The following is a 15,787-nucleotide window of genomic DNA, read 5'->3' on the forward strand; positions in this document are numbered from 1 at the left end:
TATTGACATTAAGTCCTAATAAGCGTCCTTTCTACCAACAAGGTCAAAGAGCTATGAGACTTATTCTGTCTGCATTCTAGCCCTTTTTGTAGCCCCTTAAGATTTTTAGGATGTTCGCCCCGAACAGTAGCATATTGGTGTATGCACGGCGATCCAGACAATCTAGAAACTTTACATAATAAAAGAGAGTATGAACATTACAGAAAAGCTACGCCTGAATATATTGAACTATTATTAAAAACTGTTGATCAATAACCCTCAGATTTAGGTTACGACTTTGGTAAATGGACGGCAGAGAGATTAGCCACATATTTAAATCAGAAAACAGGGATTGATTTAAGTAGCTCTCAGGTGAGGAGAATATTAAAGCGAAAAAAGTATAGTTATATTTGGTATAAATATGGTCTAGAAGATAAACAAAACCGAATTGAAAGAGCTAAGTTTAAAGAGAAGCTGGCTCAATATTTATCCATTGCAAGAGAACAGCCAGAACGTTTACAGGTATGGTTTTGGGATGAGAGTGGGTTCAGTTTACGTGTGATTCGTCGCAAAGGTTGGGGGAAAAAAGGAAAACGCAACTCTGTTTCAGGACAAAGACGTTGCGGTCGGGTAAATGTGATGGGAGCAATCAGAGAATTAGATCGAAAACGGGTATGCTTTTTTGTGAAAAAAGGGAATGCAGATATTTTTTACGAGCAATTACAACAATTAAATGAATTAATTAAACAAGAGTGGGTAAGTAAAGGAAACCACCCGGAAGATTTCTCCAACTATGGCCCTAAGATTATTTTAATTTTAGACAATGCTAGTTTTCATAAGTGCAAAGATATTATAGCTAAAATATCTGAAGAGTTTCCGAATTTTGTATTAGAATTTTTGCCGCATTACAGTCCTGACTACAACATTATTGAATTAGTTTGGCATTCATGTAAAGAATATATTGCTCATCGTTTATTTAAATCAGTAGACGAATTGAAATCTTTACTAGATAGGTTATTAAATCAAGGTGAGTTAGTCATTAAGTGGCATCGGAGAATCAAAAACAAGGGCAATATGAACTATGTTGCAGCTTAAATGCTGATTAGCTTACCGAAGCTAGGAAGTCAACCTCCTGGCTTAGACATCCATCTAGTCAAAAGATTCCAAAATTGGAAAACCAATTTTCAGCTTTGACGTTGTGTGTATAAACTAATTTCTTTATTCTTAAGAGTGTCAAATCAATATTTAGGAAACATTGAATTTCTCCGAAAGCTTTGACCTAAATTGTTTTTTTACCTTCGACTCTCACTATTTATTGTTTTCTTAACCTCTAAGGAATAACAACACAGTAATATACAGGCGAACTACCTCGCGTAAGTTTTATTTCTATTAGGAGATTAATCAATGAAGTTAAAACAATTAGCAATCCACCAAAACCGAAAAAATTAGATGAAAAACAAGAAGCATTTTTGATTGCGACTGCTTGTTCTAACCCACCAGAAGGAAGAGTACGTTGGACAATGCAATTATTAGCAGATCACCTAATAAACCTTGGGGTAGTAGATTCAATTTCCGACGAAACAATACGCCAGACTCTAAAAAAAATGAAATCAAACCGTGGTTAAAAGAACAGTGGTGCATTCCCGAAGTAAATGCAGAATTTGTGTGCCGAATGGAAGATGTTTTGGATTTATATAATGAGCCATACAATCCGAAGAAACCTGTACTTTGCTTGGACGAACGCCCATATTAATTAGTAGAAGAAGTTAGAAAACCAATACCCGCAGAACCAGGTCAGCCTGAACGTTATGACTATGAATACAAACGTAATGGAGTCGTAAATTTATTCGCCTTTTTTGAACCTTTAGCCGGGTGGAGACATATTGAAGTCACACAGCGTCGTACTAAAATCGACTTTGCAAAACAATTAAAAGACTTGGTAGATGTTTATTACCCCAAAGCTAATGTGGTTCGTTTAGTTGTTGATAACCTAAATATTCATACCCCAAGTGTATTATACGAAGTTTTTTCTCCCCAAGAAGCACGCCGAATTATTCAAAAATTAGAGTTTCACTACACCCCTAAACACGCGTCTTGGTTAATTCAAGTAGAAATTGAATTATCTGTTTTATCCCGCCAATGTCTAGAACGGCGTATTCCTGATGTAGAGACATTATCTTCTGAAATTGCCGCTTGGGAGGCACAACGTAATCAACAAAAAGCTAGTGTTTATTGGGGTTTTAAAACTAAGGATGCACGTCAAAAAATGCAGCGTTTATATCCGAGCATTTAATTTAGCAAAGTTTTCTTGGCAGACTAGTAGTACGTGGATGGTTTGATACAGTCCTGTGTGGGCAATAGAAATTGTCAAAAAACAACCTTCCTTTTTTTTGCTAAAAATACTTGATTTGGCAAGATTATAGATAGCAAATTGTAAAAGTTATTTCTTTACAGGCTCTTAGTTGTGCCTGCAATTGCCACCAGTAAAACCATACTTCATTTCGTGGATGGCATCAGCCATCCACTGCAAGCATTACCCCCCTGCGATCGCCACCTGTAAAACCACACGCCTCAGTTCAAAAATGGCTTGCTGCAACCAGTGTGGGCATTAAGTGTGCCTGCGATCGCTGCCTGTAAGTACCTTGCAGCAAATAACTTACATTACTCAGCCCTTCAGCATCAGCACGTTCTCTGTTACCCTAACGTGTTACCAAGTACTTCGCTTTAGTTAGCTAAATGTGAGTTTTAAAAATCAGCACAAATTTAGAGCGATCGCTTTTACGATTTAAGCTCTACGCTATTACTGCTTAGGTTTTACATACTTCATAGAAGGAGTATACCACTATTTCCACAGCTTGTGTAAATATAGGAGTATGCAGTGAGAGAAATCGTAATGCAAGGAATACCTTTAGATTTGGTATCCCGGATTGACTGGGGACAGGAATATGGTGAATTTTTATTTCAACAAAGAGAAGATAAAAAACTATCTAGGGAAGAAGTAGCACAAGCAATTACAAAGCTTGGAGAACCCTGCTCTCAACAGTTAATTCATAAAATAGAGAAATGGAAGGGTAAAGGAGATCGGTCTGTTTCTTTGTCTCTTATTTTGAAATATTGTCAAATTTTAGGAATCGAACTGAGGGCGTTTTATCCTGTTGTATCACAAACCCTTAGTTACCCTTTGTTACAAAAAATTTCATCTGTAAGCGTTGAATAATTTCCATAAAATATGTAAAATGTGAGAGACAAAACAAAGGACAACCGACTTAGCCTGGAAAACTTCTGCGATTGCCCTTTGCCCTTATGTTTAAGGAATTCTATTATGCCTTATACTACCCCCGCCCAGCAACCGCTCGTCCGTAGCACCCTACCGCACCTCAAAAGAATTACTGCCACCGACGAACAAGCAATTGCTCAAGCCGAACTGAACAAGTACGTTGCGGAGCAAGCGCAAGCGGTAGCACCAACCACAGATCCGCTAACATCTCGTGACCGTCGCATCATTGGCGAGATCATCGAAGTAGATCCCGAATCGATCCGTACTCTCTGGATCGAAGGCGGAATCACTGTATGGGTGCAGCTAAAAGATGGTGGACGATTGCCATTCGAGCGGAACTGGTTCGCTGCAAGAGTACAAGAAGTTAAGGCAACCCTACCTGAAACCCCCAGAGAACGGAACGAACGCCTCAGCGAAGAATTAGAAACAGCTTGTCAGAAATACGGGCTGACACATGGCGAGATTGACTGGCTTTCCTTCAGCACAACCTTATATGTGAACCGCCAGCGTTTGGGCTTCCTCGGCTGCAACCTTCAAGGTCAATGGTATAGCCGAATAAGCCAGTTGGGGGGCAGTCGCACGGCTGTTGATATTGATGCTGCGATCGCCCAACTGGGAATTAGACAGGCTGTAGCGGCATAACACCAATTCGCAATTCGCAATTCGCAACTCGCAGTTAGTTCAATTGCGAATTGCGTTAGCAAAGCGTTAGCGACGAAGGAGCGTAACTGGAAATTGCGAATTGTTATGGTTGGGGCGAATGCTGTGAACCAATGCTTTTGCCACCTACAGACTCAAATGCAGAGGTAATCAAAATTGCTGATTACACCCTGATTTACTGTTCTGGTGCTTGTCCCAGGCTCTACCGAATTTACAAGGGTGAACAGATGCTGGGTTTGGTTTTTGAGCATTTAACGCATTGGTCAAACGAAATTGATAATCAGCAGTACGCCGAACCACTGAACGCAGTAGTGGCACTCGATGATTTTCTCCTAGCTGCAAGTCTGGACGACAAAACTGACGAAAACATTGCAGCGTGACTCAGGGAAAAGGTTAAAGGGGAAAGGTTAAAGGACAGTTCTTATTCCCTTCCCCCTTGCCCTTTCCCCCTTCCCCAATCATTCATTCACCAATCCATCTATGCAACCCACAATATCCATTCCCAAACACTGGGATTACCCCCGCTTTACCTTTGATCAACGCACACAGCAGGGAATCATCCTCGGACTCGAATACTACCCCGCCGATACTCAACTGGCTTACGAATATGGTCACGGCTGGCGATATATAGTAATGCCTCATAAATATTCTGATGAAGTTAAGCATTATTCTGACAAGGAACTTCAAACGCTTTCTGTTGCCCAGATACAGGCGCAAATACAAGTCGAGATTAAACAACATCAACAGCAAATCAAATCACTTCAACAGCAACTAGTGGCTATCACAGGAGGTTCAAGCGATGGCTAAGGTTGTCGATTATTACGTTGAACGGACAGCCGCCAGATTACTACACTCACTCAAAGGTTCTGGTGGTACTATTCCTCTGCACCGAATTCAGTTTTCTAACACAATCATTCAGCATTTATTAGACAAGAAACAGGCACAAATCAAGAACACTGGACACGGCTTTTTGTTGGCAGTTGTTGAAAAATTTTAGTTCCAGAAGGGAGAAACTCAAATGGATTTACCTCCATTGCTACTATTAGTTGAATCGGCTCAATATTTGATATCTCAAATAGAAAAACACCCCGATTACCAAGCACTTGATTATCAGCCAGATTTAACAATTGGGGATGCTCAAACGGCACTCTCGTATTTGAAATGCGAACTTGAAACCAATCAACAGCCTGCAATTGTATCCCAGAGTGTTGATTAGGAAATAGCGTAGACGCAAAGCGGCTTGTCGTAGACATCGCTTCAATGAGTGCTTATGTTGGGGCGATCGCTAGTGGCAGAAAATAGCGCATTGCTAGAGAAGCTTCATTATTACACATCAACGCTGAGGATTGAGAAAGATGAAGTTTGAAATCAACCAAATTGTTGAAATTGTCGATGATAAGGCTGTTATTCTTTCTACGGAAATTAGAGTATTAACGCAATCTACTGATTTGTATTCTCTAGCCAAAGATTACATTGAAGAATACGCGGATTACGAATTTGTTCAGCGTAATCAATACTCTGGTTACAGAATTAAGAGCAACAAACGCCGTCGATACATTATAGTTCTGATTCCGCAGCAAGACAGATTAATCATTTGCTCTCAACTACAGACTCAAACAATAAGTAAATTATTTCCTTACTTGTGGGAGACAGTTATCAACAGTATTGAAGAATTACGCTACTTTTTTGAGCTTTGGAACCATCAAGAACATGAAGAAGCAAAAGCCTGAATAGGTTTCCAGACTTTTGCTAATTAAGGAATTTAAGGCAATTTTTCAAGGTGAATTAAATTATTGCACACTCCATAAATGCAGAGGTTAAGAAATGAGTAATGAAATCAAACTAGGTCTTTGTAATCCCCCAGAACCTATTTACCTATATGTCAAAAATGGGGAATCAAGCGGCGAATCTTTCTTGTGGTATCACTTCAACATTGATCAAGATAAGACCATCCCAGTACAACAACGTGGGTTAACTGGTTATTTATCAGAACTTCGAGTGACAGCCAAAGAATTCAAAGGCAAGGATAATATCAAGTTAGATATTGTTTTTGCATCTGATGAAGTCTACATTATCAGAACTGGCATAGAAACAAATTTTTCCAAGACATTTTTATTAGCTGCATCACTTGTACAAAACTTCACTAAACCCTTAACTATTGCTGTTACTAGTGGTGAAGAAAATACGGTGTTCTGTCGCTTATATGATGCGGCTACTAAAGTCAGAATCCGCCGTGAATGGAATCCTAATGCTGATTGGGCATCGCTCATTACTGAAATTCAATCGCGGTTAACTGAGACATCTGCACCCCTTTCGTTAACACCAGAACAACCACCGCATCCTCAAGATATGCGGGTGAAACAGATTCGGACTTTGTTAAATTATCCGCTTGATTTGGTACGGGAGTATTTGCAGTTTCAAGATGTGGATCGTCCGAGTTTATTACCTGCCAACAAGGTTGACTCTCTAGTAAAAACTATGTGTTTGGCATGGGCGGCGGATAAGTTTGAAAACCCGAATGATGCTGAATCTTCATATCCAAAGCAAGTGATTGATGCGATCGCAAGTGGGGCTGAAGAACTGGCAACAATACGCTCATGGATGCAGCAGTTAACTACAGCGAAAGCAGGGGCGGCTTAAACAGAGAGAAGAAGGTAGGGTTGGAGGTTCATTCTTAGATTCCACACTCGACACCCTTACTACTTATTCTCACCCGATGAATTTGGATGAAAAGTTGGAGGTAGAAAATGAGTGCTAAATGGTCTAAAGAAGAGATTGCAATCCTTGAACAAAAGGCTGATTTGTACACCAAAGAGCAAATCGCCAGGATGTTAAAAAGGCGAGGATATCATCGTTCAACTATGGCAATTAAGCTGAAATTAAATCGTTTGGGCTACTCTACACGCCCCACACTTGATAACTATAGTTGCAAAGAAATTGCCAAAGTCCTGCGTTTGAGTTTCTCTACTATCTGTAGATGGGTGCGTCTTGGATGGCTCAAAGCTAGCAAGCGATCTGCAAGCTGTTACCAAGTTAGAACATGGCATCTCAAACAGTTTCTTGAAAATCCGCCACAGCCTATTAAAGAACGCATCGAATCACTTGACCCTGAAGCCATTAATTATCTTGTGGGGAACAAAGTATGACTAAAACTTTAACTAGCCCAGAAAATTATACCTGCCATCAAATCGCCAGTATTCTCTCATTAAATTTATTAACCGTTCGCCATTGGATTCAAAGAGGCTGGCTCAAGGCAAATCAAAGTTGCCCCAAATACTATCAAGTCAAACCAGGCAATCTTAAACAGTTTCTAGAAAATCCACCTCATCAAATTAGAAAACGCATTGCTGCCATTGATACCCAAGCCATTAATTGTTTACTGGGGAAAAATGTATGACAGAACAAATCACAGATTTAGAAAGATGCTGGTTTCTCTCACCACCTTGGGGGCAAGCTATACCACCTGTTGAAGTCAACTTGTTTGAGAAAGTTTACATCAGAAGTTATCAGACATTCGGCTACTGCTGCGGGGTGCAGTGGTATCAAGAATCCTGGGATTATGCTGTGGATATCAAAAAAGACATTATCTACACGACAAAACATCAGCTAATCGGCACTGGGCATATACAACCCAGCACTTTGACTAAACCTGCTTTCGTGTTGGGTGAGCGCGTCATGTTGCAATTTTGCGCTCGCGGCACTAAGCAAAGGCTGATTCTGGGCATTGAACTAATCGAAAAATCCTGGTTCTATTTGGTCGAGTTGGCTTCACCTAGTTTTTCTCCACCATCGACTATGACCAATAGATTTTCACTGGTACGAGAAGAAGACTTAGTGCGGGTGAATGTCTAAGTCTACACACAACACTTTTTACTCATCACACCACTAAAAACTATGTCTCCTATTGAAATAGCCCAAATCATCGAACAGATTAAACAAGAAATAGAAGTTGACGCATCGGGTAAAGCTAAAGCCAGCATCAGAGCAACTGCAAGACTGGCAGGAGTTGATGAAAAAGCGATTCGCCATACGCTAGAGAACGCGGAACAAAAACCTTCCAAATTAGCCCTAATGCTTATACAGCATGGTTTTCAATCTGCGGAACTAAAAGAGTGGAAAACAAATGGGATTCCCGACATAGCGATCGCAATCATCATAGAATACTACGCCTTTGAAGCTGGCAGGTATTGTAACCCACAAGCAAGATTGGTATGCCGTTCATTCAACACTATTGGTATCCGAGCCTGGATTCAAGAAAAGTTGGGCTGGACAAAGAAAGAGCAGCAACCCGAACAACCACCCACCCCTGCCCTGCCTCCAGTGGAACAACGTTTGCAGACTTTAGTGGAAGCGATGAAAACTTTAGCTGACCTCACCGGGGGCAAACTCAATCCATATATTGAACAGCATTTCAAAGACTTTGCCGCAAACCTTTTGTCTGAACATAACAGGCAAGCACTTTGTGGGACTTCTGAAAAATGGATGGGCGTGGTGAACTTTGCAGAAATTGAGCTTGGCAAGAAAGTACCTCTGCACGGTTCGCACTATCGTGGGCATTTAGGTACTTGGGTTCGCACATTTTACCCACACCTGGGAGATCGCCAAGAAAATCGTTTGGTCAACGGCACTCAACAGTCAGTCTACATCTACGCTTGTCATGACCCTGCGATCGCTTCGGGATTAACTAAAGCAATTGAGGAGTTCTTTGCACATCCGAACCCAACAGCAGCACTAAGGCAGGCTGGGGCTTTCAGTAATAAGAAGGGGATGAGATTAGTCAAAAAGTAAAAAGCGATCGCACATTGATGGTACGTGCTTAAGCATTCATTCGTTAGTGTATCAGTTTTTCTTTTTACGGCTAAAAATCTTTTGAGATGACTGTATGGCAACAGTCAAAAAGTAAAAAGCAACCGCACACCAAACAGCAGCGATTGCAAGAGGACATCTTGAATATTTAGTGATTCACCATTGCCACCCAAATTCCGCATTTTTCCAAGAACTAAAACAATCATCCAGATACACGATCACTACTCTTTCAAATTCAGGAGAACGATATGCCTAGCTTTGGGCAAATAATTAGCACTACTCAAAAAGTAAAAAGCGACCGCACTCCTATTTGAATGAGATCGCTGTCTGGTTGTAATTGTGCCGAATCTAATCTTAGGCTATCAGTTTTTGTTTTAACTACTCAAGCACCGGATAACACTAACCCTTGACTCAAATCAAAGCAACCCAAATAAATATGCAACAACTCACATTATTTCCTGAATCCACACCAACCCTACCCGTCACCTACTACCCAGAATTCTTGTCCATCCAAGAAGCAAACGAACTTTACCAGCATTGTTTACAACTGCAATGGCAACAGAATCACATCAGAATGCTGGGGAAGACAACAGATGTGCCTCGGTTGGAGTGCTTATACGGTGACAAGGGCTGCAATTACTACTATTCCAAAAGCGTACTGCTCAAACCCCTACCCTGGACTGATCAACTGGCCGAACTGCGAGACAGAATTATCGCATTCACAGGCTATAACTTCCGCATCGTTATCGGCAACCAATATCGTACAGGCTCAGATTCCATCGCGTGGCATTCGGACAATGACTCATCAATGGGACTAGATCCGGCGATCGCGTCAATCAGTCTTGGTGCAACACGCAAATTCCAGATTAAACCGATAGGTGGCCGTCCCACTGACTTTTGGTTGGAACACGGCAGTCTGCTTTTGATGCACCCAGGATGTCAGTCTACTCATGTGCATCAGGTTCCGAAGACGACCAAAGTTGTTCGGACGAGGATCAATCTGACGTTCCGACCACACGTTGGAGGTAAATAATTATGATTCTCTCTCATCATGTATAATACCTTCGCTTAGTTCACTTGTACTACTAACAAGGAATCAGCAATCAGAATTTCATACAACCAAATAACACCAAAATACTGTGCCATCGCTTATCTAAACCTCTCGAATATAACAACTCAACTTGATTTATTTTTACCTTCAAGGAGTCCTATATGGTCAAAGTTAAACGTCGTCTATCAGAGCCGAACCCTATAGACCCCAATCTTACCTCTGCTCAAACCGAGATGGAAAAATTGGAGGCGTGGATTAGAAATTTTGTCCTTTCATTTAGTCTAGGCAAGTTACGAACTGTTCTGTCAGGAGCTAAATTCTTACGGCAACCTGGTGGGGCATTGCAACTTAATCCATTCAAAGTCGTTTCTGGTTTGGCAATTATTATTACTTGTGATACTTGGAAGGATTACAAACTGCTTGTTGCAAAAAATAGACAACTCGCTTACAAAATCCGAAAGCTAGACCCAGAAGTTGACCTGTTAATGTTGCTGTCGCCTGACTTCTCCATCATGGAAGTCACAGTCATAAAAACTATGGAAGAACTTGTAATCTTAGACTTTTTTAGGTAATTGCTCAAGGGACAAAGATTGATCCTTAATACCTTTTCTTACAAAGTCAAAACATTTGCTCCCGGACGCTCTTGTACACTGTTCTCTTCTGTTTTAAACCGGGAGCAATTCTGTTTTTTGTAATCAAACTAAATGACCATGTTGTTACACAACAAACGATTCCTCTTCATTCACTTTCAACGGGTAAAAGGTTATGGGAGAAGCTAAACGCCGCCGTCAATTAGACCCCAACTACGGCAAGGCTCAAATGTCCGATATTTCTCAACCAACTACTGATAATCAGATCAACGAACAATCACAAAATCAGATTGCAAATATCATCAGTAATTACCAACAACTCACAAAACCTGATCTCAATTTACTGCCACTACCCAAGCCCAATAAAACTCATCACACAAACATTATCGATGCAGATCAATGCTCGAATCATCAACTATCACCAAGACATTGGCACGAATGGGTAGTCAATTCCGCAGTTGACCCCACAATCACCACTCTCAATGTCCGTTCTTTAGAAGGAGATGAAATTTACGAGTATCTAACGTATGCTCTACCCCCAACCGCTAGACGCAACGATGGGCGATTGCGAGATGGTGAATTGAGACGATACGCTCACATAAACAGCGCATGGTGGTCAAGTGGACTCGACCCTCACAACAACTGGCTTCCGATGGAGTGGGGTCGTATGAAACCCGATACTCCTCGATTGGAATGGGATAAAAACACCAACGCGGAAATTCAAAAAGTAATTAAATACGAATCCCCAGCAAAAACTCCCAATCGCGTCACGTATTTTAGAGTTCCCCTGCATATCTGGCAAAAAATATCTCTTCGTTATGATGTTCCAATGCCCGAAAACATCGTCATCACACCAGAAGGGGAAGCCATCGGTTTTTGGGCTTGGGTAATGGCACATCCCCAAATTCCTCTATTTCTTACAGAAGGAGAAAAAAAGACAGGTTGTATGCTGTCCTTGGGCTATGCGGCGATCGCACTGCCGGGGATTTGGAACGGTCGAGTGGGCAAAGAAGACTTCGAGCGACTGCATCCCGATTTAGTCCCAATGGCGCAAGACGGTAGAAAATTCGTCATCTTGTTTGACTACGAAACCAAGCCCAAAACCCAATGGCAAGTTTTTCAAGCCATACGTCGTACTGGCAATACTATCATCGATTTGAATTGCGAATGCGTTGTTGCATTGTTACCAGGGCCAGAAAAAGGAATTGATGATTGGGTTGTCGCATTGAGCAGCAAAGCCGAAAAAGCCGTCGCCACCATGATTGCTGATGCCTTAACCCTAAGCGAATATTGCCAACGGTTTTTCTACAAGCAGCCCAGAGGTTTGAAGAAGTACAAACCCGATATTACTGTCAATACCCGCTACTTATCCCAAGCCATCCATACATTACCAAAATCAGGGGTAGTATGTTTGGCTTCTGATATGGGAACAGGGAAGACCGAACTCTTGGTCACTCTCAGGAAAGAAAACCCCGATCTCAGTTTTTTGAACAACGGGCATCGGGTAAGTCTGTTAAAAAACCTCAGCGATCGCCTAAAGACGGCAATGTATTCTGCTTTAGCATCTGGGGATTGGGCAAAGGCCAAAGCTCTCAGTATCACTGTAGACTCTTTGTACAAGATGGCGAATAATTTGCAAGCTTATGACGTTCTATTTATAGATGAAGCTTGTCAATATCTGGCTCACTTGCTCAAATCCAAAACCTGCAAAGAACACCGGGGAGCTATCTTAGAAGTATTAGAATTCTTAGTCTACAATGCCAAATTGGTTGTTTTAGCAGATGCCCACTTAGATGATTTGACCATCGACTTTTTCATGCGGATGCGACCCCAAGGAGAACAACCATACATTATCAAAAACGAGTATCGCTCTGGTGGTCGTCAAGTGTACTGGTATGAAAGCCCCAACAGTAGTGCAATTGTTGCCGCATTCCACGCACAACTTTTGTTGGGCAAGAAAGTGATGCTGGTCAGCGATTCTAAACGTTTCATCAAAAAGTTGGAAAGAGCATTGAATGGGCTTGAGGCATTAAAAGGTGATGATACACCAGAGTCAGACGAAGATAAACAGTTGCGAATTTGGACAATTCATTCGGAAAATAGTGGCAGTGACGAGAATGTTTACTTCATTCGGGAGATTAATACCGCCATCAAAGATATCGATGCTTTATTAGCTACCCCCAGTCTTGGTACGGGTGTTGATATTTCTGCTTATCATTTTGATGCTGTGTTTGGTGTATTTCATGCTGTTTCGCAATCAGCCACCGAATGCGCTCAACAGTTGTGGCGATATCGTCCTAACGTACCGATGCACGTTTGGGTTGCACCTCATCCTCCCTTTGGTTATGCCGAAACTAAAGCCCGTCATATTAAGGAGAAAATTCTCCAGAAGAATGAAATGACGGCTTTCTTAATCCGCATCGACAAAGAAACGGGCGCGCGTGGTGCAGAGAAAGATTGGGCATTGGATACTTCTTGTCAGATTGAAGCACAGCGAAACTGGTCTATCAACAATTTACGTGCCGACTTGCGATCGCTCCTGGTGGAAATGGGCAATACGATTGTGCCAGCCGGTGATACTCCTGATGAATGGGCGGCTCGTTGGATGAAAGCTGCGGGGAATGCTATTGATCAGGAGCATTATCAAAAAGTAGCCAATGCCAAGGATATTGATAGAAAAACGTACACATCTAGACAACACCAAGATTATCTCAAGCCAGAAGAGGCATTAGAATGCGAGAAGTTCCGCATTCAGGATACTTACGGGATGACTGTCACTCCTGAATTAGTCGAGAAAGATGATGGTGGGCGGTTGATTAAAAAGTTAACTGCACTCGAAGGAATTTTAGCTTCCCCAAGGGAGGTTATTACCGACGAACACGGGCGAGAAGTCCTTACGCCACCTGATGTGGTTGCACAACGAGATAAATCCGAGCGAGATCGCCTACCCATTTGTACCGACTGGGGCAATCACTCCACATCCTGGTTAATACGTCATCGTTTAGGACTACAGGCGATATTGATGGACTTGATGGCCGGGTTGGAGATTATCGGGAACGAACCTACTCTGGCAGCAATGGCAGATTTCTCCAAGCGCAATGTGCCACATATTAAGGGTATCCTCAATTTGACCATCCCACTTGATGAATCTCCCATATGGATTTTGAGCCAGTATCTTTCGCAACTTGGTTTGTCTACCATATCAAGACGACCTTATGAGAATGGCGTGCGGATTCGGTATTATCGACTCAACCAAGAAGATGTGGCTTTTGCGAAGCAGGTTTTAGAGTATCGGCAACGGCAGCGTGAGGAGAAAGAGCGAAGACGGCAGGAAGAACAAGCACTTCAGGCAGCTTATGCAGCTAGAATGCAGACTATGTATGGCATCAATGCTCCGTCCAACCCCCCCGTTAATAAAAATGGAAGTAATAATTGGGGGGGTGTGGACGGACAAGAAAACCCCATATATTTATGGTGGAAGCAGGTTAAAACTTATACTGCAAGGTTCATGGAACGGTTAGGAATTGGGGTTGATGCAGTCAAAGAGTTTTTAAGTTCCCTAACTCCTGATGAGCGATGGGGTGTGATGGTGCAGATGGAAGAAAATGAACCCCAAATGTTTGGCCAATTGGTGGCACAGGCTCCCGATTGGATGCTGTGGATGGGGTGAATTTTTGAGTTGGGTTAAAGCTCTTGATCTAATTCACTAAGTACATTTGCTAAATCTCTTGCCCCATGAAATACCCGCAGAATCTCAATCCTAGTCTCCTCAATCCGATAAAAAATCAAATAATCCTGAAAATCCTTGACAGTGAGCGTCTAATCGGAACAGTAAAATGCGATTAGGGTTATTTGATGCTGGCAATCCGCGAATTCCACCCAAAACAGCTGTCCCATAATGAAGTGCATGAGTAGCAATCGAAATTTGAGCTTGAGCGAAGGGGAGAAAACGTCCTTTCAAATATGCCTGCGGTAGAAAAGAGGACGCAGTTGCTTGGGTGTCGTTAGTTGCTTGAGTAATAATAGATTTCATCTCGTGATAGTCTACTTTTTCATAATTGGGCTTAACTCTCCCCAGTTTAGTTAGGGGATTCCCAGTAAATACTTTGCTCTAGGATGTTTGTTGTATAATTAATCACTTGTTAAATCGCTCGTTTAATTAATGCTTTTTTTCCCAGAGCGATACTGGTAATTACGATACCAGAGGCTACCAGCATTGATAGTGTAATTTGTTCGTCTAGCAATAAATTAGAGAAGATAATAGTCAAAAACGGTTGTAGTAGCTGGAGTTGGCTAACCCTGGCAACACCAGAGATGCCCATACCGTGATACCAAGCAAAGAAGGCGAGGAACTGGCTGAAAATGCTGAGATAACTAAAACCTAGCCAAGCACTCCATGAAGCTACTAATGGGTGTTGAAAAACTGTGTAGCTCACAGGAATCAGCAAAATCGGCAATGCAATAACTAAAGCCCAACAAATTACTTGCCATCCGCCTAAAATCTGGGCTAAATGTCCTCCTTGGGCATAGCCAATCGCAGCTGCAACTACTGCACCTAACAAAATTAAATCTGCCATTTGGATTTGACCAGTACCAGAGGTAAAAGCAAACAAAACAACAGTCGTACTACCGAAAACACTAGCAAACCAAAACTGAGCCGAAGGACGCTCTCTACCTTTAATTGTGGCAGCAATAGCCGTTGCTAAAGGAATCAGCCCAATCACTACTGCACCATGAGTTGCGGGTAATTGTTGCATTGCCCAAGCTGATAGCAATGGAAAACCTAAAACTACCCCACCAGTCACTACCAGTAAGCTGCTCCAGTATTTACTGTGTGGTAAAGGTTGGCGAGTCACCCATAAAACAAGCACTGCCAAAATAGAAGCAACAACCGCACGTCCCAGACCGACAAAAGTTGGAGAGAGGTCAACAACAGCAACACGAGTTGCTGGTAAAGTCAGGCTAAATCCCAATACACCCAAAAAGCCATACCCTAGTCCTAGCGTTTCTGGATGAATGCGATAAATGTTGGTTTTTTGCACCAGTCCTGGCTTATTTAACATAATATTGTGTTTCAATCCAGATTCGCATTTCAGCTTCAGAACCAAAACAAGCACTACGTCCAGTCATCGGGTCATAAGCGTGCCAAGAGCAATCCCCATTAGCAACTGGAGTTTGCCAAACTTGTAATTGAGAACTGGTTGTCATGAATCTAACTAAATTGTGCCAAGCTTGAGCAAGTTTTAATTCCAGTAGCGGCCATCTATCAAATATCTTCATCAGAATTATCCTTTTTGGCTGATTCGAGCATCCGATATTTTTTAGATTCGCTGATTAGCGTCTCTATGAGAAGGTACAGATTTATCCACTTTTAACTAGTACAGTCACAGGATTTTCAACTGTTCTAGTTAAAATCAACTCAAC

The 15,787-nt window shown here is 41.9% G+C and carries 20 protein-coding genes and 2 pseudogenes; 18 read left to right on the forward strand and 4 right to left on the reverse strand.

The genetic code is table 11. The features are described 5' to 3' along the window. Positions 1-99 precede the first annotated feature (99 nt). The 18 genes and pseudogenes from H6G76_RS29755 to H6G76_RS29845 form a co-directional block, all read left to right on the forward strand. A pseudogene (locus tag H6G76_RS29755) lies at positions 100-1,074 on the forward strand (IS630 family transposase); the annotation flags it as partial. 374 nt (positions 1,075-1,448) lie between these two features. After that, positions 1,449-1,604: a hypothetical protein gene (locus H6G76_RS38295; RefSeq protein WP_397333991.1), complete on the forward strand. Its 156-nt coding sequence runs from the start codon at positions 1,449-1,451 to the stop codon at positions 1,602-1,604. Between the two features lie 149 nt (positions 1,605-1,753). Next, positions 1,754-2,272 (forward strand): annotated as a pseudogene (locus tag H6G76_RS29770) (IS630 family transposase); the annotation flags it as partial. Positions 2,273-2,872: 600 nt separating this feature from the next. Continuing rightward, complete coding sequence (locus tag H6G76_RS29775; protein WP_190709078.1) at positions 2,873-3,196, forward strand: helix-turn-helix transcriptional regulator; 324 nt, start codon at positions 2,873-2,875, stop codon at positions 3,194-3,196. Positions 3,197-3,301: 105 nt separating this feature from the next. Next, positions 3,302-3,898 carry a hypothetical protein gene (locus H6G76_RS29780; RefSeq protein ID WP_190709080.1) on the forward strand — a complete coding sequence of 199 codons (597 nt, stop codon included), beginning with the start codon at positions 3,302-3,304 and terminating at the stop codon, positions 3,896-3,898. Between the two features lie 137 nt (positions 3,899-4,035). Further along, positions 4,036-4,296, forward strand: coding sequence for a hypothetical protein (locus H6G76_RS29785; RefSeq protein WP_190709082.1), 261 nt, complete (start codon positions 4,036-4,038; stop codon positions 4,294-4,296). A 100-nt stretch (positions 4,297-4,396) separates the two neighbouring features. Continuing rightward, positions 4,397-4,723, forward strand: a complete 327-nt coding sequence (locus H6G76_RS29790) for a hypothetical protein (RefSeq protein ID WP_190709084.1) — start codon at positions 4,397-4,399, stop codon at positions 4,721-4,723. Continuing rightward, entirely contained in the window at positions 4,716-4,913 is a 198-nt protein-coding gene (locus H6G76_RS29795) for a hypothetical protein (RefSeq protein WP_190709086.1), read from the forward strand. Before H6G76_RS29790 ends, H6G76_RS29795 begins: the two co-directional genes overlap by 8 nt. 21 nt (positions 4,914-4,934) lie before the next feature. After that, positions 4,935-5,132 (forward strand): hypothetical protein, encoded by a 198-nt coding sequence (locus H6G76_RS29800; protein ID WP_190709088.1) that lies wholly within the window; start codon positions 4,935-4,937, stop codon positions 5,130-5,132. A gap of 139 nt (positions 5,133-5,271) precedes the next feature. Beyond that, positions 5,272-5,646, forward strand: a complete 375-nt coding sequence (locus tag H6G76_RS29805) for a hypothetical protein (protein ID WP_190709090.1) — start codon at positions 5,272-5,274, stop codon at positions 5,644-5,646. Between the two features lie 94 nt (positions 5,647-5,740). After that, a complete protein-coding gene (locus tag H6G76_RS29810) occupies positions 5,741-6,556 on the forward strand; it encodes a hypothetical protein (protein ID WP_190709092.1) in 816 nt (271 codons plus the stop codon). Positions 6,557-6,663: 107 nt separating this feature from the next. Next, entirely contained in the window at positions 6,664-7,062 is a 399-nt protein-coding gene (locus tag H6G76_RS29815; RefSeq protein ID WP_190709094.1) for a hypothetical protein, read from the forward strand. Then, complete coding sequence (locus H6G76_RS29820; protein WP_190709096.1) at positions 7,059-7,313, forward strand: hypothetical protein; 255 nt, start codon at positions 7,059-7,061, stop codon at positions 7,311-7,313. Before H6G76_RS29815 ends, H6G76_RS29820 begins: the two co-directional genes overlap by 4 nt. After that, complete coding sequence (locus tag H6G76_RS29825; protein ID WP_190709097.1) at positions 7,310-7,768, forward strand: DUF1392 domain-containing protein; 459 nt, start codon at positions 7,310-7,312, stop codon at positions 7,766-7,768. Before H6G76_RS29820 ends, H6G76_RS29825 begins: the two co-directional genes overlap by 4 nt. Before the next feature lie 42 nt (positions 7,769-7,810). Continuing rightward, a complete protein-coding gene (locus tag H6G76_RS29830) occupies positions 7,811-8,704 on the forward strand; it encodes a hypothetical protein (RefSeq protein ID WP_190709100.1) in 894 nt (297 codons plus the stop codon). Between the two features lie 454 nt (positions 8,705-9,158). Next, positions 9,159-9,755, forward strand: a complete 597-nt coding sequence (locus H6G76_RS29835; protein WP_190709102.1) for an alpha-ketoglutarate-dependent dioxygenase AlkB — start codon at positions 9,159-9,161, stop codon at positions 9,753-9,755. Positions 9,756-9,934: 179 nt separating this feature from the next. After that, on the forward strand, positions 9,935-10,345 hold the full coding sequence (locus H6G76_RS29840) for a hypothetical protein (RefSeq protein ID WP_190709104.1): 411 nt from the start codon (positions 9,935-9,937) through the stop codon (positions 10,343-10,345). Between the two features lie 193 nt (positions 10,346-10,538). After that, a complete protein-coding gene (locus tag H6G76_RS29845; protein WP_242056571.1) occupies positions 10,539-14,033 on the forward strand; it encodes a plasmid replication protein, CyRepA1 family in 3,495 nt (1,164 codons plus the stop codon). Between the two features lie 14 nt (positions 14,034-14,047). Here the strand turns inward: H6G76_RS29845 and H6G76_RS29850 are convergent, their stop codons facing one another. The 4 genes from H6G76_RS29850 to H6G76_RS29865 form a co-directional block, all read right to left on the reverse strand. Then, a complete protein-coding gene (locus H6G76_RS29850; RefSeq protein ID WP_242056572.1) occupies positions 14,048-14,152 on the reverse strand; it encodes a hypothetical protein in 105 nt (34 codons plus the stop codon). Further along, positions 14,133-14,396 carry a hypothetical protein gene (locus H6G76_RS29855; protein WP_190709106.1) on the reverse strand — a complete coding sequence of 88 codons (264 nt, stop codon included), beginning with the start codon at positions 14,394-14,396 and terminating at the stop codon, positions 14,133-14,135. Before H6G76_RS29855 ends, H6G76_RS29850 begins: the two co-directional genes overlap by 20 nt. A 109-nt stretch (positions 14,397-14,505) precedes the next feature. Beyond that, positions 14,506-15,426, reverse strand: coding sequence for a DMT family transporter (locus H6G76_RS29860; RefSeq protein ID WP_190709108.1), 921 nt, complete (start codon positions 15,424-15,426; stop codon positions 14,506-14,508). Beyond that, positions 15,416-15,643 carry a hypothetical protein gene (locus H6G76_RS29865; RefSeq protein WP_190709110.1) on the reverse strand — a complete coding sequence of 76 codons (228 nt, stop codon included), beginning with the start codon at positions 15,641-15,643 and terminating at the stop codon, positions 15,416-15,418. Before H6G76_RS29865 ends, H6G76_RS29860 begins: the two co-directional genes overlap by 11 nt. Positions 15,644-15,787: the final 144 nt, after the last annotated feature.

Source organism: Nostoc sp. FACHB-152, assembly GCF_014697475.1.
Taxonomy (GTDB): domain Bacteria; phylum Cyanobacteriota; class Cyanobacteriia; order Cyanobacteriales; family Nostocaceae; genus Nostoc_B.